This is a genomic window from Acidithiobacillus sp. YTS05 (genome assembly GCF_024396695.1).
Taxonomy (GTDB): domain Bacteria; phylum Pseudomonadota; class Gammaproteobacteria; order Acidithiobacillales; family Acidithiobacillaceae; genus Igneacidithiobacillus; species Igneacidithiobacillus copahuensis.
In genome coordinates, this window is sequence record NZ_CP094359.1 from 543,735 (window position 1) to 562,619 (window position 18,885).

Annotated in this window: 20 protein-coding genes; 16 read left to right on the top strand and 4 right to left on the bottom strand. The window is 57.1% G+C overall.

What is annotated here, in order from left to right; translation table 11 throughout:
- Window positions 1-33: 33 nt before the first annotated feature.
- From MQE22_RS02680 to MQE22_RS02690, 3 genes are all read right to left on the bottom strand, one after another.
- A complete protein-coding gene (locus MQE22_RS02680) occupies window positions 34-1,401 on the bottom strand; it encodes a sigma-54-dependent transcriptional regulator (protein WP_215872256.1) in 1,368 nt (455 codons plus the stop codon).
- Between the two features lie 8 nt (window positions 1,402-1,409).
- Window positions 1,410-2,801 (bottom strand): sensor histidine kinase, encoded by a 1,392-nt coding sequence (locus MQE22_RS02685; RefSeq protein ID WP_215872255.1) that lies wholly within the window; start codon window positions 2,799-2,801, stop codon window positions 1,410-1,412.
- An 88-nt stretch (window positions 2,802-2,889) separates the two neighbouring features.
- A complete protein-coding gene (locus MQE22_RS02690; protein WP_215872254.1) occupies window positions 2,890-4,407 on the bottom strand; it encodes a PhnD/SsuA/transferrin family substrate-binding protein in 1,518 nt (505 codons plus the stop codon).
- 56 nt (window positions 4,408-4,463) lie between these two features.
- Between MQE22_RS02690 and moaC the strand changes: the two genes are divergently transcribed.
- A complete protein-coding gene (moaC, locus tag MQE22_RS02695; RefSeq protein WP_215872253.1) occupies window positions 4,464-4,961 on the top strand; it encodes a cyclic pyranopterin monophosphate synthase MoaC in 498 nt (165 codons plus the stop codon).
- 48 nt (window positions 4,962-5,009) lie between these two features.
- Here moaC and MQE22_RS02700 read toward each other — a convergent pair whose 3' ends face one another.
- A complete protein-coding gene (locus tag MQE22_RS02700) occupies window positions 5,010-5,315 on the bottom strand; it encodes a hypothetical protein (RefSeq protein ID WP_215872252.1) in 306 nt (101 codons plus the stop codon).
- A gap of 176 nt (window positions 5,316-5,491) precedes the next feature.
- On the opposite strand from MQE22_RS02700, the gene MQE22_RS02705 reads away from it, so the two are divergent.
- The 15 genes from MQE22_RS02705 to MQE22_RS02775 all read left to right on the top strand — a co-directional run bounded on the left by MQE22_RS02705 (window position 5,492) and on the right by MQE22_RS02775 (window position 18,852).
- Entirely contained in the window at window positions 5,492-8,350 is a 2,859-nt protein-coding gene (locus tag MQE22_RS02705) for a molybdopterin oxidoreductase family protein (RefSeq protein WP_215872251.1), read from the top strand.
- A gap of 18 nt (window positions 8,351-8,368) precedes the next feature.
- The gene (locus MQE22_RS02710) at window positions 8,369-9,061 is read left to right on the top strand and encodes a 4Fe-4S dicluster domain-containing protein (RefSeq protein ID WP_215872250.1); all 693 of its coding nucleotides are present in this window, start codon (window positions 8,369-8,371) and stop codon (window positions 9,059-9,061) included.
- A 9-nt stretch (window positions 9,062-9,070) separates the two neighbouring features.
- The gene (locus tag MQE22_RS02715; RefSeq protein ID WP_215872249.1) at window positions 9,071-10,009 is read left to right on the top strand and encodes a dimethyl sulfoxide reductase anchor subunit family protein; all 939 of its coding nucleotides are present in this window, start codon (window positions 9,071-9,073) and stop codon (window positions 10,007-10,009) included.
- Window positions 9,990-11,054: a GTP 3',8-cyclase MoaA gene (gene moaA / locus MQE22_RS02720; protein WP_215872248.1), complete on the top strand. Its 1,065-nt coding sequence runs from the start codon at window positions 9,990-9,992 to the stop codon at window positions 11,052-11,054. The genes MQE22_RS02715 and moaA overlap by 20 nt, the downstream gene beginning before the upstream one ends.
- Before the next feature lie 71 nt (window positions 11,055-11,125).
- Window positions 11,126-11,443 (top strand): rhodanese-like domain-containing protein, encoded by a 318-nt coding sequence (locus MQE22_RS02725; RefSeq protein WP_215872247.1) that lies wholly within the window; start codon window positions 11,126-11,128, stop codon window positions 11,441-11,443.
- 124 nt (window positions 11,444-11,567) lie between these two features.
- Window positions 11,568-11,798 carry a sulfurtransferase TusA family protein gene (locus MQE22_RS02730; RefSeq protein WP_215872246.1) on the top strand — a complete coding sequence of 77 codons (231 nt, stop codon included), beginning with the start codon at window positions 11,568-11,570 and terminating at the stop codon, window positions 11,796-11,798.
- Window positions 11,799-11,849: 51 nt separating this feature from the next.
- Window positions 11,850-12,320, top strand: a complete 471-nt coding sequence (gene dsrE2 / locus MQE22_RS02735) for a sulfur carrier protein DsrE2 (protein ID WP_215872245.1) — start codon at window positions 11,850-11,852, stop codon at window positions 12,318-12,320.
- A 68-nt stretch (window positions 12,321-12,388) separates the two neighbouring features.
- Window positions 12,389-13,072, top strand: a complete 684-nt coding sequence (locus tag MQE22_RS02740) for a 4Fe-4S dicluster domain-containing protein (RefSeq protein ID WP_215872244.1) — start codon at window positions 12,389-12,391, stop codon at window positions 13,070-13,072.
- Window positions 13,073-13,084: 12 nt separating this feature from the next.
- Entirely contained in the window at window positions 13,085-14,428 is a 1,344-nt protein-coding gene (locus MQE22_RS02745; protein ID WP_255790076.1) for a heterodisulfide reductase-related iron-sulfur binding cluster, read from the top strand.
- 12 nt (window positions 14,429-14,440) lie between these two features.
- Entirely contained in the window at window positions 14,441-15,496 is a 1,056-nt protein-coding gene (locus MQE22_RS02750; RefSeq protein WP_215872346.1) for a CoB--CoM heterodisulfide reductase iron-sulfur subunit A family protein, read from the top strand.
- 5 nt (window positions 15,497-15,501) lie between these two features.
- Entirely contained in the window at window positions 15,502-16,293 is a 792-nt protein-coding gene (locus tag MQE22_RS02755) for a hypothetical protein (protein ID WP_215872345.1), read from the top strand.
- Between the two features lie 26 nt (window positions 16,294-16,319).
- Window positions 16,320-17,039, top strand: coding sequence for a 4Fe-4S dicluster domain-containing protein (locus tag MQE22_RS02760; RefSeq protein ID WP_215872344.1), 720 nt, complete (start codon window positions 16,320-16,322; stop codon window positions 17,037-17,039).
- Window positions 17,032-17,943 carry a CoB--CoM heterodisulfide reductase iron-sulfur subunit B family protein gene (locus MQE22_RS02765; RefSeq protein ID WP_215872343.1) on the top strand — a complete coding sequence of 304 codons (912 nt, stop codon included), beginning with the start codon at window positions 17,032-17,034 and terminating at the stop codon, window positions 17,941-17,943. Before MQE22_RS02760 ends, MQE22_RS02765 begins: the two co-directional genes overlap by 8 nt.
- A gap of 70 nt (window positions 17,944-18,013) precedes the next feature.
- Window positions 18,014-18,460 carry a biotin/lipoyl attachment domain-containing protein gene (locus MQE22_RS02770; RefSeq protein WP_215872342.1) on the top strand — a complete coding sequence of 149 codons (447 nt, stop codon included), beginning with the start codon at window positions 18,014-18,016 and terminating at the stop codon, window positions 18,458-18,460.
- Window positions 18,457-18,852 (top strand): DsrE family protein, encoded by a 396-nt coding sequence (locus MQE22_RS02775; protein WP_255790079.1) that lies wholly within the window; start codon window positions 18,457-18,459, stop codon window positions 18,850-18,852. Before MQE22_RS02770 ends, MQE22_RS02775 begins: the two co-directional genes overlap by 4 nt.
- Window positions 18,853-18,885 lie beyond the last annotated feature (33 nt).

Consider the following 18,885-nt stretch of genomic DNA (forward strand, 5'->3'; position numbering starts at 1 on the left):
GGGGCTTTACTGTGCCGAAAGGCACAGAAACGGCTAGTCTCTATCGAACCCCTCTTCCTCGTCCGCCTGGTCGGCCAGTAACCCCATATTCTTCATCTTGGTGCGCAATTGTTTCCGGCTGATGCCCAGCAGCACGGCTGCCTGGCTTTGGTTGAAACGGGTCTTTTCCAGGGCGCTGAGTACCGTTTGCCGCTCGATGGCGGGTAGATCGAAGGGGCTGGACGGATTCCCTTCACTGTTGGATTCCTGCTCGCGAATTTCTGCTGGCAGATCACGCCGACCAATACTGTTTTGCCGGGTGAGCACCACGCAGCGCTCCAGAAGATTCTCCAATTGACGGATGTTGCCCGGCCAGGAGTAACTTTCCAGGGCAGAGAGGGCATCGCTGTCGATTTCTATGCGTGGGCGGCCGATTTCGTGACAGATTTTTTCCAGAAAATGGTTTACCAACGGGGTAATATCGGCGCGGCGTTCCCGCAGCGGAGGGATATGCAGTGGAATGACGTTTAGACGATAGTACAGATCTTCCCGAAAACGTCCTTCCTGAATGGCCTGTTTTAGATCGACGTGGGTGGCGGCGACAATCCGCGCTTGCAAGCGGATCGGCTGGTGGGTGCCCAGGCGCGTGAATTCCCGTTCTTGTAGGGCGCGCAAGAGCTTGACCTGCATCGGTAAAGGCATGTCGCCAACTTCGTCGAGGAACAATGTGCCGCCGGCTGCCGTTTCCAGCTTTCCGGCTTGACTGCGCACTGCGCCGGTAAAGGCGCCACGTTCATAGCCAAAAATTTCGCTTTCCACCAACTCCAGCGGAATGGCACCACAATTGAAGGCAACAAACGGCTCGTTGGCCCGTGCAGAGGCGTAGTGCAGAGCACGCGCCACCAGTTCCTTGCCCGTGCCGGATTCGCCACTGATCAGGACATTGGAAGGTGCGGGTGCAACCAGGTCTATGGTTTCAAGAAGTTGGGCGATCGCCCGACTTACCCCGATCAGACCATGTCGTTTCGGGGCTTGTCGCAGAGGCGGGACGCTCCGGCCACCGCGTTCGAGGATTTGCCGAATCAGCGCCAGCAGTTCGCCCTCGTCCACGGGTTTCGTCAAGTAATGCTCCGCCCCTTCCTTGATCGCCTCCACTGCCTGCTCGATCTCGCCATAGGCCGTGCTGACGATGACGGGAATCAAGGGATACAGGGTCTTCACCCGACGCAGAAGTTCCATGCCAGGCATCCCCGGCAAGCGCTGATCCGTAAGGATCAGGGTGGGACTTTGTTGCTGTAGCAGTTCGAGGGCTTCCTCTCCCGACTCTGCCTCGAGCACTACGAAGCCCTCAGCGCCCAAGATGGCGGCCAGGACGCGACGCAGATTGCGCTCATCCTCCACGATCAGAATTTGGGTATCCATACTGCTCCTCAGCCTTCGTTAATGAGCTCTGCCCGGTTGCTGCGCGCGAGTGGTAGCGTGAGCACGAAACAGGCCCCGTATCCCTGCACCCGGCGCAACTCTACGCTACCGTCGTGGACCATCATGATTTTGGCGACAATCGCTAGACCAAGTCCACTCCCCTTGGTTTTGCTCGTAACGTAAGGTTTGAAAACTTCCGTCCATTGCGCCTCGGGAATGCCCGGTCCATTGTCTTGTACACTGATCTCGACACTGTCCGTGAGGGCTGCGGCCCGCAGCAGAATGCGACCTTCTTGGCCAGGAACGGCATCACAGGCGTTGAGCAAGAGGTTGCTGATCGCCTGTCCCAGCAAAGAGGCATCGAAGCTCGCCTGCAGACCAGGATTACATTCCAGGGTCACGCCAATTGCGCGGGTGTCGAAGTCCGTCACGTGCCGTTGCACGCAGCGCTGCAGGAATGGGCAGAGTTCGTGTGGCTCGACGTGGGTGTCATAGCTTCGGCCAAAATCCAAAAATCCCTGGGTCATGTCGTACAGACGCTGTACCTCTTCTTCAATGATCTGTAAAAACTCTTCCCGGTTGTCGCGATCATCGTAGTGCACCAGATACCGTGCCGCCCCGCGTACCGAGGACAAGGCATTGCGAATCTCGTGGGCGACCTGCGACGACATCTGCCCGATGGTCACCATACACTGCATGGCCTGCTGCCGCTGATTGAGTTTGCGCAACTCCAGCAGGTGTTCGCGCAGCCGCGTCGCGAGGGAGCGAAAGGCGAGTTCGAGGCGATGCAGTTCATCCCGATATTCGTCTGTCTCTTCTGCTTGCGCTTCCTCGCGGATACCGAACTGCCGCTGCATGGCTTCCATTTCATGCATGAGTCGCGATATGGGGCGCGTGATGGCAAGACTGACCAGATAAGCACCAATGAGGCCGATGATGGCGGTGCTAATGCCGAGGATCAGTAGACGACTGGTGGTGTGCTCCAGTTTTTGGGCGATGAGACGATCGATTTCTGGAGTGGCGCTGCGCAGCCATACCGTACCCAGGCGCTGATTGCCGGCGGTGATGGCGGCGGAGTAGGCGTATTTGTGGGGCAGCATTCGGCTTGCCGTGGAGGGTATCTGCGTGCCTACCTGCGCAAGATCCGTGCTGGCAACCACGGTGTTGGAGCGATCGACGATCAGTACCGCAGATACGAGAGAGTTCCCGCTGTTGGCGAGTTGCGCAAGATGGCCCGCATCTTTCAGGAGTAGAGGGTTGGCTGCCGAGCTAGCGATGCTGTCGGTGAGATGGCGGATTTCCGTCTGTACCTGACTGGTCAGGTCGGCGCGCACGGAGGTATAAAGAAAGGTGGCGATCAACAGATAAATCATGGCGATGAGAAGCACAACCAAGGCCATGCTCTTGCTGCGCCAGGTCAGGCGTTGCCAGAGGTGGGGAACTGACGGCGTCACAGTGTGTGGGAAAGACTGTTGGTGTTCGTGAACTTCATGGCTGTGCAGCGATCTCCTGAAAGCCTGCGGCCGTCAAGGCCTGTTTCGGGAGTGTAGCCAAAATGTCGCGAACCTGCGCGTTCTGGTCGCGCGAAATTGCCGGGCTGGCGACGAGGTCCCAGGCCGGCGCGGGACCGGTGCGGGCGACGATTTCCCAAGTATGCGGCATGGCGGCAGCGAGACTGTCCACCGTCGCGCTGCGCACAACCCCCAAATTTGCCTGGCCACTGCCAAGCGCGGTGAACACTGCGCGTTCCGAATCCACCGGCCACCAGGAAACCGGTTTTCCGGCAGCAAAGCCGGCAACCTTATCGGCGATCAGATCCTTGGCGCTGCAATAGGGACTGCCATACGCAATCCGTAGTTGCGCTGATGCTGTCTGGACGCCAGCGATGCGCACCAGCGCCAGACCTGAAGATCCAGCATTCGGAATCAGCGTGGCCAGGCGACGAACGTCGCCCTGCGCCGCTTTCGTCATCAGTGGACTCAAGAGCGCAAACTGGTAGCGTCCCGCCCGGACTTGCTGCAGGTATTGCCGTTCGTCGCGCGGCAGCGAAATTTCGATGGCCTTACCTGTCGCCTTTTCCAGGGCCAGTCGCAAGGGTTGAAACAGGCGCGCTGCGGTCAAGGGAGAAAACGCCGGCGGAATGCCCAGGCGCCAACGTGGGCGTTGCAAGCGCGGTGTCAGCTCTTCGCCATACAGGTCGGAATAGAGGCTGCGTAGTGGTCCATAGGTCCCTGGAGTGACAGAAGTGAAACGGGTCGCCAGGGCATGGATTGCCGCCATCGCACTGGGGTCCTGCTGGGACAGATTGAGCAATGTCTGGCGGATTGCCGCCTGCTGCGCTGCGGGTACGCTCTCGGATGCGGCGATGAGATCGCCGGGCCCGACGGTACTGCGCGCAATCACGCGCAGGGTGCCTGCACGCAGATAGGGTTCGGCAATGTTTTCGGCAACGGCAGTCGCATCATAGAAGCGCGCCGCCACATCCATCAATGCATTGCTATCGCTTCCGCCTTGTCCCAATTCGCTGAGATCTTGTCGTTTGATGCCGGCAGCATCCAACAGAGACAGGGGCACCAGGGCCGATGCCGCACAGGCGGGATTCCCCAAAATGAAGGATTTTCCACGTAACTGCAGGACCGTGTGGATCGGACTATCGCTGCGGACGACGATCACGCTCTCATTACCGCCAGGGGGGGGCACCAGGCCAGCGAGAGGAATATATGGTTTGCTATGGGCGATCTTCAGATACGCAATCGGGCAGAGCAAAACGATTTGCGCTCGTTTTTCTCTCGCCTTCAGGTAGAATTGGTGAAGATCTGCACTGAAGCTGAGCTGAATGGGCTCGCCAAGGGATTTTTGCAAGTGTGTCGCGAGAGGCTCAAAGGCCGCGAACATGACGGAAGGGCTGCTGACCGGTGGCAGCAGAAAGCGTAGCTCGGCCAGGCCTTGCAGGGGCCAGAGCAGCAGGTTGAGGCAGATACCCAGTAGGAAAAGTCGTAAACGCATGGGAAACCGATGGCCGAGCGATCGCCTAGACTAAGCAAAAGGAGTGCCAATATCCAATGCAGGAAAAATCTCTAACGCATTTCACGCAGCAGGGCGAGGCGCAGATGGTGGAGGTGGGCGCCAAGCCGGTTACCTTGCGGCGCGCCCTAGCCGGCGGTGCCATTCGCATGGCTCCGGCAACCCTTGCACGGATTCGTGCCGGAGACATGCACAAGGGAGATGTGCTGGCGGTGGCGCGAATTGCCGCGATCCAGGCCAGTAAACGCACGGCCGAGTTGATCCCTTTGGCACACCCATTGTTCTTGACTGGCGTAGAAATCCGCTTTGCGCTCGATGCCGATTCGAGCGAAGTACGCTGCGAAGCCGAGGCGCGCTGCCAGGGACAGACCGGCGTGGAAATGGAAGCGCTCACCGCAGTGAGCGTCGCCTTGCTGACCATTTACGACATGTGCAAGGCTATCGATCGGGGTATGACACTGACCGGGATTTGTCTGTTGCGGAAGGAGGGAGGCAAATCTGGCGTCTGGGAACGCAAGCCAGGCGCTGGGCAATGAAGCGGGGAGAGGCGTAGTCGTGGCGCTCCCCGCTGTGGTTGCTTGCTATTATTTGCCGCGGTGCGGAGAGGAGCTGTAACGCACCATCACGTCGCGATCTTTCCAATTGCTCTCTTTCAAAATTTCATCCGGGATCATGTAACGATCCTGCGGCGCTACATCCTGGCACTTGACGATCCGCAGCACATCGGAGAAGGGCAGTTTGCGTAGCAGGCCGTCCTTGTCGGTGGCGCGGACGATCATAGCGTCCTTCAACAAGGCATAGACATAGAAGTTACCGGGGCGCAGCTTACCTTCCTTGTCTTTCCAGGTGACGGTAATCCGGGTATGTTCTTTGAAATCGTTACGATTCATCTCTGGTCTCCACACGTTTCAGGATAGGATGAACTTATCCACTTTGGGCTGTCCAGGCAAATAAGCCGCCCTTATTACAAAATCAAAAAAGCTGAGTTGCTTTATCGCTATGGCTCGGCGACCATCATCTCCCTACCTTTCCGGTGGGTCCGTTCAAATTTCAGTGAGGTCAGGCGATGGCTACGGTCATGGAGTTCGAGGATCACAAGAAGCAGGAAATCAAGTACAGCACCTGCTACATGTGCGCCTGTCGCTGCGGTATCAAGGTCACCGTAGAAGACAACAAGGTGCGTTTCATCCAGGGTAACCGCAATCATCCGATCAACCAGGGGGTGCTCTGCGCCAAGGGCTCGGCGGGGATCATGAAGCAGTACTCCCCGGGCAAATTGCGGAATCCTTTGCGGCGCAAGCCAGGCACCGAGCGTGGCGCCGGCGAGTTCGAAGAGATTTCCTGGGACGAAGCCCTCGACACCCTGACCAAGCGCCTCGAGCACATTCGTGCTACGGATCCGGACAAATTGGCCTATTTTACCGGTCGTGACCAGATGCAGGCGCTCACCGGGCTCTGGGCGCAGCAATTTGGCACCCTCAACTGGTCTGCGCATGGCGGCTTCTGCTCCGTCAATATGGCCACTGCCGGCCTCTACATGCTCGGCCACGCCTTCTGGGAATTTGGTGACCCGGACTGGGATCGCACCAAGTACTTCATGCTCTGGGGTGTCGCCGAAGATCACTCCTCCAATCCGATGAAGATTGGTCTGGAGAAGCTCAAGCGTAACGGTGGCAAGTTTGTCGGCGTCAATCCGGCGCGCACCGGCTATCAGGCCATTGCCGACGAGTGGGTGCCTATCCGTCCGGGCACTGATGGTATGTTCGCCTTGTCCATGGTGCATGTGCTTCTGCAGAATGAGCAGTTCGATTGGGATTTTCTACTGCGCTACACCAACGCCCCCTTCCTGGTGGTGAATACCCCCGGTCAGAAGGGCGACGGTTTGATCTGGCGCGATGCCGAGGGGCACCCTCTGGTCTGGGATCTCGAACAGCAGGCCTACGTCAACGGCATGCAGCCTGGCGTAAAGGCAGCCCTCTTTGGCGAATTCCAGACCCCCGATGGTCGGCCCGTGCGCACCATCATGTCCATTCTCGCCGAGCGCTATCTGGACGACCGCTACAGCCCGGCCAACGCCAGCAAAATCACCGGCATTCCAGCGGAAACCATCGAGCGACTGGCCTTGGAAATGGCCCACGTCGCGTTCAAGGAAAGCATCGAGATTGAAGTCGAATGGACCGATTGGGCCGGCCGCAAGCACGACAAGTTCATCGGGCGGCCAGTGTCCATGCACGCCATGCGCGGTATCTCGGCACATTCCAACGGCATGCAGGCAGCGCGTGCCATTCACCTGGTGCAGATTCTTTTGGGCACCATCGACTGTCCCGGTGGCTTCCGCGCCAAGGCGCCATACCCCAAGCCCGTACCGCCGCCAAACAAGCCGGCGCAGCACAGCGCTCCCAACACCCCGCTGAAGTCCTTGCCGCTCGGTTTCCCGACCGCGCCGGAAGACCTCGTCATCGACGAGAATGGTAATCCAAAGCGCATCGATAAGGCCTATTCCTGGGAGGCGCCAATTGCCAACCATGGCCTGATGCACATGGTGATCACCAATGCCGTCAACAAGGATCCCTACGGCATCGACACCCTGATCTTCTTTATGGCGAACATGAGTTGGAACTCCACCATGAATACCGCCAACGTGCAGGAGATGCTGAAGGCCAAGGACGAAAATGGCGAGTACAAGATCCCGTTTTTGGTGGTCATCGACGCCTTCCATTCGGAGATGGTGAATTTTGGCGACCTGATCCTGCCCGATACCACCTACCTGGAGCGCTATGATTCCATCTCGCTCTTGGATCGACCCATTTCCGAGCCGGATGCCATCTGTGACTCCATCCGCCACCCGATCCTCAAGCCGGACCGCAATGTGCGCCCCTGGCAGGACGTGATGGTGGAGCTGGGGGGGCGTTTGAAACTGCCTGCCTTCACCAAGGAGGATGGCACCCCCAAGTACAGCGGTTATAAGGATTTCATTGCCAATTTCGAGCGTGCTCCAGGGATCGGCTTTCTGGCCGGTTGGCGGGGTAAGGATGGCGAGACGCACCTGCGCGGTGAACCGAATCCCAATCAGTGGGATCGCTACATCGAGAATCAGGGCTTCTTCCAGTATCACCTGCCCAAGTCCCAACGCTTTTACCGCTTTGCGAACAAAGAATATCTGGAGCTGGCGCAGCGGGTGGGATTCAATCCTACGGCCGACCCCATCATCATCGAGTTGTATTCCGAAGCCTTCCAGCGCTTCCGCTTGGCGGGTCAGGGCCTCTATGATGGTCCGATGCCCAAGGATCCGGTCGACCGCGAGCGTCTGGCTACCTATTTCGACCCGTTGCCAGACTTCTACGAGCCTTTGGAGCAGCAGCGTATCGACAAGAAGGAGTATCCGTTCTTTGCCGTCAATCAGCGCCCCATGATGATGTATCACTCTTGGGATAGCCAGAACGCCTGGTTGCGCCAGATCATCGCGCAGAATTATTTGTATATGAATCGGCAGCGCGGCGAGCAGATGGGGATCCAGGACAAGAGCTGGGTCTGGGTCGAGAGCCACAATGGCAAGATCCGCGTACAGGTGAAGCTGATCGAAGGTTGCCAGGAAGACACGGTGTGGACCTGGAACGCCATCGGCAAGCAATCCGGCGCCTGGGGTCTGAAACCCGACGCCGCGGAGGCCACTCGCGGGTTCCTGATGAATCACCTAATTTCGGAATTGCTGCCGCCTAAACAAGGCGAGCGGCGCTTGACCAACTCCGATCCAATTACCGGGCAGGCGGCTTGGTATGACTTGATGGTCAAGATTTATCCGGCGGCGCCGGGTGAGGAGGGCACCTGGCCCACCTTCCCGACCATGAAGCCGCTGCCCGGCGATACTCCGGCACCGGACGTGCTGCGGTATCACACCCATAAGCCCGTCAATCTCAAGTCCTGAGTAGGCAAGGAGCGCGACATGAGACTTGGATTAGTCATCGATCTGGATACCTGCGTAGGCTGTCATGCCTGTGCGGTAGCCTGTAAGGAATGGAATACCAGCGGCACCACGGCGCCGCTGACGGACTATAATCCGTATGGTGCCAAGCCATCCGGGGTCTGGTTCAACCGTATCCGGCACTATGAAATCGGGGAGTATCCCTACAACAAGACGGTCAATTTCCCGATGTCCTGCATGCATTGTGAAAATGCGGAGTGCGTCACCGTCTGCCCCACTGGGGCGAGCCACAAACGCCCAGAAGATGGCATCGTTCTTGTCGATCAAAGCAAGTGCATGGGCTGCAATTACTGCTCCTGGGCCTGCCCTTATGGCGCCCGCGAGCTGGATCGGGTCTCCGGCACGATGAAGAAGTGCACCCTCTGCATCGACCGCATTTACGACATGGAAATCCCCGAAGAAGAGCGTCAGCCGGCCTGCGTACTGACCTGTCCGGCGCATGCGCGTATGTTCGGTGACTTCGACGATCCAGAGAGTCCGGTCAGTCGGGCGGTGCGCGAGCGCGGTGGCTATCAGCTCATGCCCGAGTTGAACTATGACCCGAGCAACCATTATCTGCCGCCGCGCGTGCACGCTCCCATCCCCACCGAAGGCCTGAAAAAGAAGGCCGGCGCAAAGGTGAAGGAGTGGGTCAATCGTGTGGTGGAGCGCTAAGGAGACGTTATGCACGCGGCACTGGCAGTTATTTTTCTCACCCTGTTTTCTGGCGGCGGATTTGGCCTGATAGCCCTCGTTGCCATTGTCAACGATCTCCATATTGATGGTGGACTGAGTCCCGTGCAGACCTTGGCTGCGGTGATTTTGTCGCTGATCTTTGTCACGATCGGCATGCTGTCTTCGACGGCGCATCTTGCCAATCCCAAAAATGCGTGGCGGGCCTTCACTCGCTGGCGTACCTCGTGGTTGGCCCGCGAAGGTATCTTTGCGGTTGCGTATTATCCCTTTGCTTTTGCCTACCTGGTCTGGACCTTTGTCACGGGCGCCCCCGAAGCCACGGTCGGTCTGATCCTCGCCAGTCTGGCAGGGGTGATCGGACTCATCACCATCTTCTGCCAAGGCATGATCTATGCCGTGCTGCGGACCATTCGCCAATGGAATACGGCTCTGGTGCCGGCCAATTTTTACGCCATGGGTTTCGCCATCGGCGCCACGCTCCTTGCTGCCGTGCGCATTGTCACGGGCGAGAGTGCCGGAGTTTTTGTAGGCATTGCCATTGCCCTGATTGCTGCCGTGGCGGTGATGAAGGCCATTTACTACTTCTGGATCGCCCGTCCCTCCGGACCGACGATTCGCACGGCAACGGGTTTCAATCGCTCCACCGTTCGCATTCTGGACCAGGGGCATACCTTCGGCACCTTCCTCACCGAGGAGTTCGGCCATACCTTGGCGCGCGACAAGGCACGCGGCATCAAGTTGATGATGTATTTCTTCGCGGTCATCGTGCCGATCATTGCTCTGGCCTTTGCCGTGGCGGATCAGTCCGCCGTTGCGGCGGTCATTGCCGCGGTATCCATTGTATTTGGGCTGGGTGTGGAGCGCTGGCTGTTTTTTGTTGAGGCACAGCATGTGGTGAACCTGTATCATGGTCGTCAGCGCTGCTGACAAGCACAGCTACGGCAATTCCTCTGGGCAGGTAAGCAGCCTGCCCAAGACGGGGGAGCTTTGGGATCAGTATGGCAGACGCATCACTTACCTGCGCCTATCCCTCACTGAACACTGCAACTTTCGCTGCCAGTACTGCAGTCCGGCGGAAGGCACGCCGTACTTTGAGCGTGAGGAACATCTGCGTCCTGACGAAGTTCACCTCGTCCTACGCAGTTTTCAGGCCCTAGGTCTGCAACATTTGCGCTTTACCGGCGGCGAGCCTCTCATCCATCCCCACTTGTTGGCGCACGTCCGCTACGCCAATGAACTTGGTATCGGTAAAATCAGCCTGAGTAGCAACGGCTATCTGCTCGATCGCTTGGCTGAATCTCTTGCCCAGGCGGGCCTCAACAGTCTCAATATCAGCTTGGATACCCTCGACCCCGACAAGTTTCGACAGGTAACCCGGGGGGGGACGTTACCGCGCGTACTACGCGGCATTGATGCCGCGCGTGCGGCTGGGATACCCCGTATCAAGATCAATACGGTCCTATTGCGCAGTATCAACGGGTCGGAACTAGCTTCTCTGGTCGATTACGCGGTCGCGCGTGGCTTGGAGATTCGCTTCATCGAAACCATGCCTCTGGGTAGTGCAGGTAGCGGCAGTCAGGAGCAGGATTACCTCTCCGCGAGTGAGGCGCGGGGGATAATCGAGAGAGCTTTCGGGTCACTTTTGCCGCTTGCGAACAGTCGCGATCAGGGTCCGGCAAGACGATACACCTTGCCGGGCGGATACGGCAGCATCGGTTTCATCACCCCCATCAGTGACAACTTTTGTGCGACTTGCAATCGGGTACGTCTGACGGCAACCGGTCGTCTCGTCTTTTGCCTTGGTCAGGAGGCGGGTATGGAGTTGCGTCCCCTGCTTCGTTCGGGCATGGGTATGGTCGAACTTGGCAAGGCGATCGCACAGGGTATCTGGCAAGACAAACCCGAGCGCCATGTCTTCGATCAGGATCGCAAACGCTCTTCAAAAATATTTATGATGCGTCTTGGGGGCTGAAATAAATTAGAATTCTATGCCGCAGGGATGTTACCATAAGCGAATGCTATTTGTGGGGTGGATCGAAGATCATGTATGGTTTCAAAGAAGTTACCGCGGAGCAGTTGAAGGAGATGCAGGAGAAGGCGCAGGCCTTCACTCTGATTGACGTGCGTTCACCGGCTGAGGTTGCCCGCGGGATGATCAGCGGCGCTAAGCACATTCCCCTGCATCTGTTGCCAATGAGTATGGCCGAAATCGACAAGGAGAAGCCCTTGGTATTCTATTGTCTGAGCGGTGGACGTTCCTCGCAGGCCTGCGCGTTCGCGGCCGCACAAGGCTTCTCGGAGGTATACAACCTGCGAGGTGGGATTTCGGGCTGGGCTAACCGCTCTTTCCCCATCGTCTAGCATGGCGTATAAGAATATGCTGAAATATGCCGAACTAATCAACAAATTAAAATCTTTGCCTTGCTTGGCAGGCAAATCCTGATACATTCGTACGCTGTTGTTTGACTTGAGAGTGGAGGTTGCAATGGTACAAGAAGACAAGCTGCTGGATGCCCGTGGACTGAACTGCCCGCTGCCCATCCTGCGCACCAAGAAGGCCCTGGGAGAGATGAATGCCGGACAAGTCCTGAAAATCGTTGCTACCGATCCCGGTGCAGTGAAGGACTTTGAGGCGTTCTCCAAGCAGACCAAGAACCCTCTGCTCGACCAGGCGGAAGCTGGTGGCGAGTTCGTATTCTTCATTCAGAAGGCCTGATGAGCCTGTGGCGCCAGAGGATAGATCTCTGGCGCCTTCGAGGAGTGAATTATGGATGAAAAGAAACTGGCGATTGTCGCCACTAAAGGTACGTTGGACTGGGGTTATCCGCCCTTCATCCTGGCCTCTACCGCTGCGGCCCTTGGTTATAGCGTGGAAATCTTCTTCACCTTCTATGGCCTGCAGTTGCTGAAGAAAGATCTTGGGCATCTGCGAGTCAGCCCGCTCGGGAACCCGGCCATGCCTATGCCGGTGCCTATGCCGACCTTAATGATGGTCTTGCCGGGAATGGAAGGTATGGCAACTTCCATGATGAAGAGCAAGATGAAGGCCAAGGGCGTGGCGAGTCTCGAAGAGTTGCGTGAACTGTGTGTCGAGGCGGAAGTGCGCATGATTGCCTGCCAGATGACGGTAGACCTGTTCGAGTTTGATACGGCCGATTTCATCGACGGCATCGAGTTGGGTGGTGCGGCCGCTTTCTTTGAATTTGCGGGCGAGTCCGACATTACCTTGTTCATCTGATCGGAACGGATCAGAGGTGTGGCGGTCAGACAGATATCGGCTTACTACTGCTAGTGAGGAGCAAGTAAATGGCGACTTACGCTGAAATGAAAGAGATGTTCGACGAGATTCGTGCCGACTTCCGGTACGATCACGAACTCAATGGTTGTCTTAACTGCGGTATCTGCACCGCCACCTGTCCGTCGGCACAGTTTTACGATTACAGCCCGCGGGAGATCGTCCAGCTTTTGTGGACGGAAAACGTGGAGCAGATTTATGACGCCATGCAGGAGAAAATCTGGGCTTGTGCGCAGTGTATGACCTGTGCGGCACGTTGCCCCTTCAAGAATTCTCCTGGTGGCCTGGTAATGATCATGCGCGAGGTTTCCATTCGCCATGGCATGCAGTCTGCGAAAGACGTACTGCGGCCCTTCGGGCGCGTTATGCTCAAGCTCATCACTACCGGCAACCAGTTGTCTCCTGACATGATTCAGCCGGATCACTTCCCCGACTGGGGTCCAAACATTCAAAAGGTCGAAGGCGACCTTCGTGTGTTGCGCAAGGCGATCCCGGTGCGCACCCTGCAGACTGTGGAAACTGCCTGGGAAGTTTCGCTGAAGACCTCCGTGGAAATGTACACCATCTGGGAAATGACAGGCGTGCTGAAGTCCCTGGAAACCATGGATGAAAATCTCTTCGACGTGATCGAGGACTTCATCGATGAAAAGCGCGAAGACTACGAAGACTGGCTCGAAAGCCATGGCGACGAGTAAGGGGTGACGAAAATGAGTGAAAACACGACGCAGCAAGGGGTAGCCGGTCACGGCGCCTTTTTCCAGGATACCAATCTCAACGCCAACGAAGCCGAAGCGGCGACGGCATGGGTGCGTAACCATGTCGACCGGCGTTCGGTGGATCTGGGCGAGCGTATGGACGACATCCGCGAGCACATGTGGGAGCTCGAGAAGGAAGGCGAGATCATCGTCCATCGCATCAGCGATGACCATAAGCCCATCGAGGTCGACACCCTTTTCGGCTGGAAGAAGCGGGTACCCACCAACCAGCTCTGGCATCACAAGAGCTGTGGGCAGTGCGGCAACATCCCCGGCTATCCCACCAGCCTCATGTGGTTCATGAACAAGTTCGGTATCGACTACCTCGACGAGACCGACCAGACCTCCTGCACCGCTTGGAACTATCATGGCTCCGGCATTGGCAACGTCGAATCCCTGGCGGCGGTGTTCCTGCGCAACTTCCACCAAGCCTACGTCTCCGGCAAGCAGCACGGCTTCGAGAATGGCCACTTCTATCCCCTGGTGCATTGCGGCACCTCCTTCGGTAACTACAAGGAAATCCGCAAGTACCTGATCGAATCCGCCGAGCTGCGCGAGAAGGTCAAGAAGATCCTCGGCAAGCTTGGGCGTCTGGTCGATGGCAAGATCGTCATCCCCGAAGAAGTGGTGCACTATAGTGAGTGGCTGCACGTGATGCGCAACCGCATTGCCAGCGACCTGCAGACCATCGACATGAGCAACATCCGGGTGACCGTGCATGCCGCCTGCCACTACTACAAGATGGTGGCCGAGGATGCGGTCTATGACAACACCGTTCTCGGCGGCAACCGCACCGCGGTCGGCACCTCCATGGCCCAGGCCCTGGGCGCGCAGGTCATCGACTACTCCACCTGGTATGACTGCTGTGGCTTTGGCTTCCGCCACATCATTTCCGAGCGCGAGTTTACCCGCAGCTTCACCATGAACCGCAAGATCAAGGTCGCGCGGGAAGAGGCGAAGGCGGACGTGATGATCGGCATCGACACCGGCTGCATCACCACCATGGATAAGAACCAGTGGATTGGCAAGGCACACGATATGAATTACTCGGTGCCGATCATTGCCGACGTGCAGTTGGCCGCGCTGGCCTGTGGTGCCGATCCGTTCAAGATCGTGCAGCTGCAGTGGCATGCTTCCCCCTGTGAGGATCTGGTGGAGAAGATGGGCATCAGCTGGGACAAGGCCAAGGCCGATTTCCAGGAATATCTGAAGCAGGTCGAGCAAGGGAATGTGGAGTACCTCTACAACCCCGAACTCGCTACCAATCAGAACATCAATATGAAGACGGGTGCTTGAGGAGAACGATCAGTGAGTGCACAAGATACAGTTCTAGTAGTAGGTGCGGGCCCGGCGGGCCTTTCGGCGGCAGCCACCGTGGCAGCCATGGGCAAGAAAGCAGTTATCGTCGAAAAGGAAGACGTTCTTGGTGGTGCACCGATCATCTCGGGGTATGCCAAGCTGGTTCCTTCGGGTGAGTGGGCCAAGGATGCTATCGGCCGCATGGTGAGTCGGGTCGAAGGGGACGGCAACGTCAGCATTCACAAGTCTACCAAGGTCAGCCAGTTGGATGGTGAGGCCGGTAATTTCACCGCAACCTTGAGCAACGGCAGCAAGGTCGAAGCTGGCAGCATCGTGCTTGCTACGGGCTTCACCCACTTCGATTCCATCAACAAGCCGGAATGGGGTTTTGGTACCTACGAAGACGTGTTGACCACCTCCCAGATGGAGCAGATGGTCGCTACTGGTAAGATTCAGTGTCCGTCGGACGGTCGTGTGCCGGAGCGCGTCGCCATCCTGCTCTGCGTCGGTTCCCGTGACCGCCAGATTGGGCGTGAGTGGTGCTCCAAGATCTGCTGCACGGTTTCTGCAAATCTGGCCATGGAGATCAAAGAGATTTCTCCAAGCACCGACGTGTTCATTTACTACATGGACATCCGCACCTTTGGCCTGTATGAGGACAAGTTCTACTGGAAGAGCCAGGAAGAGTTCAAGACCAAGTTTGTCAAGGCGCGTATTGCCGAGGTGACCAAATCTCCGGATGGACGCCTGCTGGTGAAAGGTGAAGATACTCTGGTCAAACGTCCGATCGTCATCCCCATGGATATCGTTGTACATGCCATTGGCATGGATCCGAATGCCCTGAATCCCGAAATCGCCAAAACCTTTGGTATCGGTTTGGAAAAGCACGGTTTCATTGACAAGGCCGAGCAGTACACCAACAGTCAAGGGACCACACGTAAGGGTATTTATACCTGCGGTGCTTCTACCGGTCCTGAAGACATCGATACGTCTATCGCCCAGGGTCAGTCCGCTGGCTCGCGTGCGGTGGCGGATCTGTTCTCGGCGCAGAAAGTGGCCGTTTGAGTCTGATGCAAGAGTCTGTAACGCCGGCCAAGTTGCCTATCGATCTCGATGTCGGCCTGCTCAAGAAATCGTTCTACGAGCTTGAGGAGGCCCTCGAGGGGCAGCAGGGTTTATCTGATCTGATTGCTATGCTGGAGGAGAAGGGCGCGGTATTCCAGTCCATTCTCTCCCGTATTGACAAGGAATTAGATGCTGACGGGATGCGCACGTTGGTAGAACGGATGTTCACTGCGCGGCGCAAGCTCTGGCCGACTCTGGAAGCCTATGGAGCGCCGGCTTTGCGCTCTGCGATCGCTGACCTGCTCAGCGGCCACGGAGATTTGCCGCAACGTATGCAGCGCTTTCAAGAGGCAATTCCTGCAGAAGGCAAGGCGCAGAGGGCTCTACGGGATCTGGCGGCGGAGCTATTGCACTTCTCTAACCCGGAAGTGTACCCGCTCATGACCCGCTGGGTCTGGGACCAAGGTACGAGTTCCGGAGCGGTACGCGAGTTTGTGCGTGGCGGTGACTACATCACCGACTTTCCCTTAGGGGAGAGCCCGGAGATGTTTGAGGGTGTGCGGGAGTGGATGCGCCAAGGGCTGTCCGAACTTGGTGTGTATCGCGATCTGCCCTATCTCATCGATGTGTTGTTGGCATACCAATACTCACAATATTTGCGGGCCATGGCAGAAGGGTTCCTGCGCTCGGATTTCGGCGGGCAATCGGATTTCATCGAGCAAATCCACAAGTTGCTGGGAGTCGAAACCCAGCGGCGCATGGGCGGCTCACGGATCAAAGGCAAAGATGTTCATTAGTTTTCCAAATTTAGGAGTTCTTGGTTATGGCTATTCATGAGAAGACACTGATCGATCCTGATCGCATTCTCCAACACGATCATTTGGTCGTGGATGGTGTGGATGTGTCGGGATCTTGGAATACCATGATCTCCCCTCGTACCCTGGTGGATTACGAGCCGGATTTCGAAAAGATCATTCAGAGCTACGGCGGCGGTGAGAATGTGCATCGTTGTTGGCAGTGCGGTTCCTGCACCAATTCCTGCACTATGTACGCACAGAATGTGGACTTCAACCCGCGCTACTGGATTTACCTGATTCGCCTGGGTCTGAAGGCGGAGCTGATGAAGGATAAAGACATCATCTGGCAATGCGTGTCCTGCAACAAGTGCACCAACATCTGCCCCAAAGATGTCCGTCCCGAAGGCGTGATGAAAGCCACCGCGCACTGGCTGGAAGAGAATGGGTATACCCCCAAGACCTTATCTACCCACTTCGATGAGGAATTCACTCATCAGTGCCTGGAGTTCGGTCGCATTGAGGATACGGAAGTCATGATGGGCTTCTTCAAGCGTTCCGGCCAGCCACTCGTGCAGACCTGGATCATCAATTTCGGTAAGAATCTCAGCAAGCATATGCCTCTGGGTCAGTTGGCCAAGATGGGCCTGAACGTCGTGTTTCGTCCCAAGACCAAATCTTGGGGTCGCACCGGCGAGGTGCTTGCCGAGTACGTCAAGACGCAGAAGGAGGCCGCTCATCATGGCTAAGGTTGCTTATTACCCCGGTTGTGCCCTGGAGGGCTCTGGCGGACCCTACGACAAATCCACTCGCGTATTGGTGAAAGAGTTGGGTCTGGAGATGGAAAATCTCGAAGATTACAACTGCTGTGGGGCCATGGAGGTCAAGAATATCCACCCCATGCTGCAGACCTACATGTCTGCGCGTAACTTGGCGATCGCCAGCAAGCTCCAGGGTTGCGACACCGTTATGGCCCCCTGCAATGGTTGTTATCGCAATCTGAAGCAGACCGAATACGAGTGCGCAACCTCGGACGAGACCATGAAGACGGTTCAGGACCTCGCCGAAAAGTCTGGCGATCCGGTCTATGATGGCGACGTGCGCAGCTTGCACGCGCTGGAGTGGTTCATGGAGGAAGTCGGACCGGAGGGTATCAAGAGCCGGGTGAAGAAGAGCCTCAATGGGCTGAAAATCGCCAACTACTACGGCTGCATGTACACCCGGCCGCGGCAGATCTTCCCGGAAAAGGATCAGGGCCCCGGTTCGGAATCTTCCTACGCACCGCATTTCATGGATGATCTGCTCAATGCTGCTGGTGCCGTGGCGGTCGATTTTCCGTTGAAGACTGCCTGCTGTGGTGGTGCGCATACTTTGTCCGACTCTGACACCTCCACGCAGCTGGTGCTGAACATCCTGCAAGCTGCGGAAGATGCCGGGGCCGAAGTTATTGCCACCGAGTGTCCGACCTGTCATTCCGGTCTGGAAATGCATCAGGTGCGCGCGGAAGTGGAGTTTGGCATTAAATCGAACGTCAAGGTCATCTACTTCACCCAGCTGCTGGGCTTGGCCATGGGACTCTCACCGCGAAAAGTCGGTATCCCCGACAACGTCAGTGACTCCATGGATCTCCTTGCTGCTAAAGGGATTGTCTGACCGAGTTGCGAAATGCGCCCCCTGATCGGGGGCGTTTTTTTTCGTCGCAGCATATAACGAGGAACAGGCCATGGAATGTAACGGGTGTGAATTTCGCGCCGAGCTCTACTATGACAAGGAAAGTCAGGTCTGGGCGCGACGTGAGGATGATGGCACGCTCACCGTGGGCATGACCGACATTTCCCAATCCATCGCCGGCAAGATTCTGCATGTGCGCGTGCGCCGCCCCGGTACGCGGCGACCCATCGGCAAGCCAGTTGCCACCATTGAAAGTGGGAAATGGGCCGGTCCGGTTCCCAATGTCTTCGACTGTGTGATCGAACTTGCCAACGAGGATGTGCTGGAAGACCCTAACCTCCTCAATATCGAACCCTACGAAGCCTGGATTGCCCGTGTGCGTCCGGTGGCGAGTCTGGAGGTCGCGTTGAAGGACATGGTAACCGGCGATGCCGCCTTCGAGATGTACAAGGCGCGCTGTCTGCGGGACGACATCCACTGTGAGCGGGGAATGCGATGAGCAGTCACTATCTGGAAGATGACGAAGAGAAGACCGTGGTCATTGTCATGACCAGCGGCCCGAGCACGGCGCATCGTTGTGCGACGCCGTTTTATCTGGGGTCCTTGTTGTCATCTATGGATGCAGAGGTTAAGATTTTTTGCACCATGGAGGCGGTCAAGCTCATGGAGAAAGGTGTTGCCGAGAACATGGCAGCCATGGAAGGTGGCAAACGCATCATCGAATTCATTCGCGATGCGAAAAATGCCGGAGTGGAGCTCTATGTATGTCGCCCCGCGTTGCCCGGATATGCCATGGAAGAGACGGGCCTGATCGATGAGGTCGACCACGTAGCTTCAGCCGGGGATCTGGCCGATCTTATTCTGTCGGTCGATCGCTTGTTATTTTTTTGAGGGATTTATCTCTAACTGGATTTTTTCCGTACA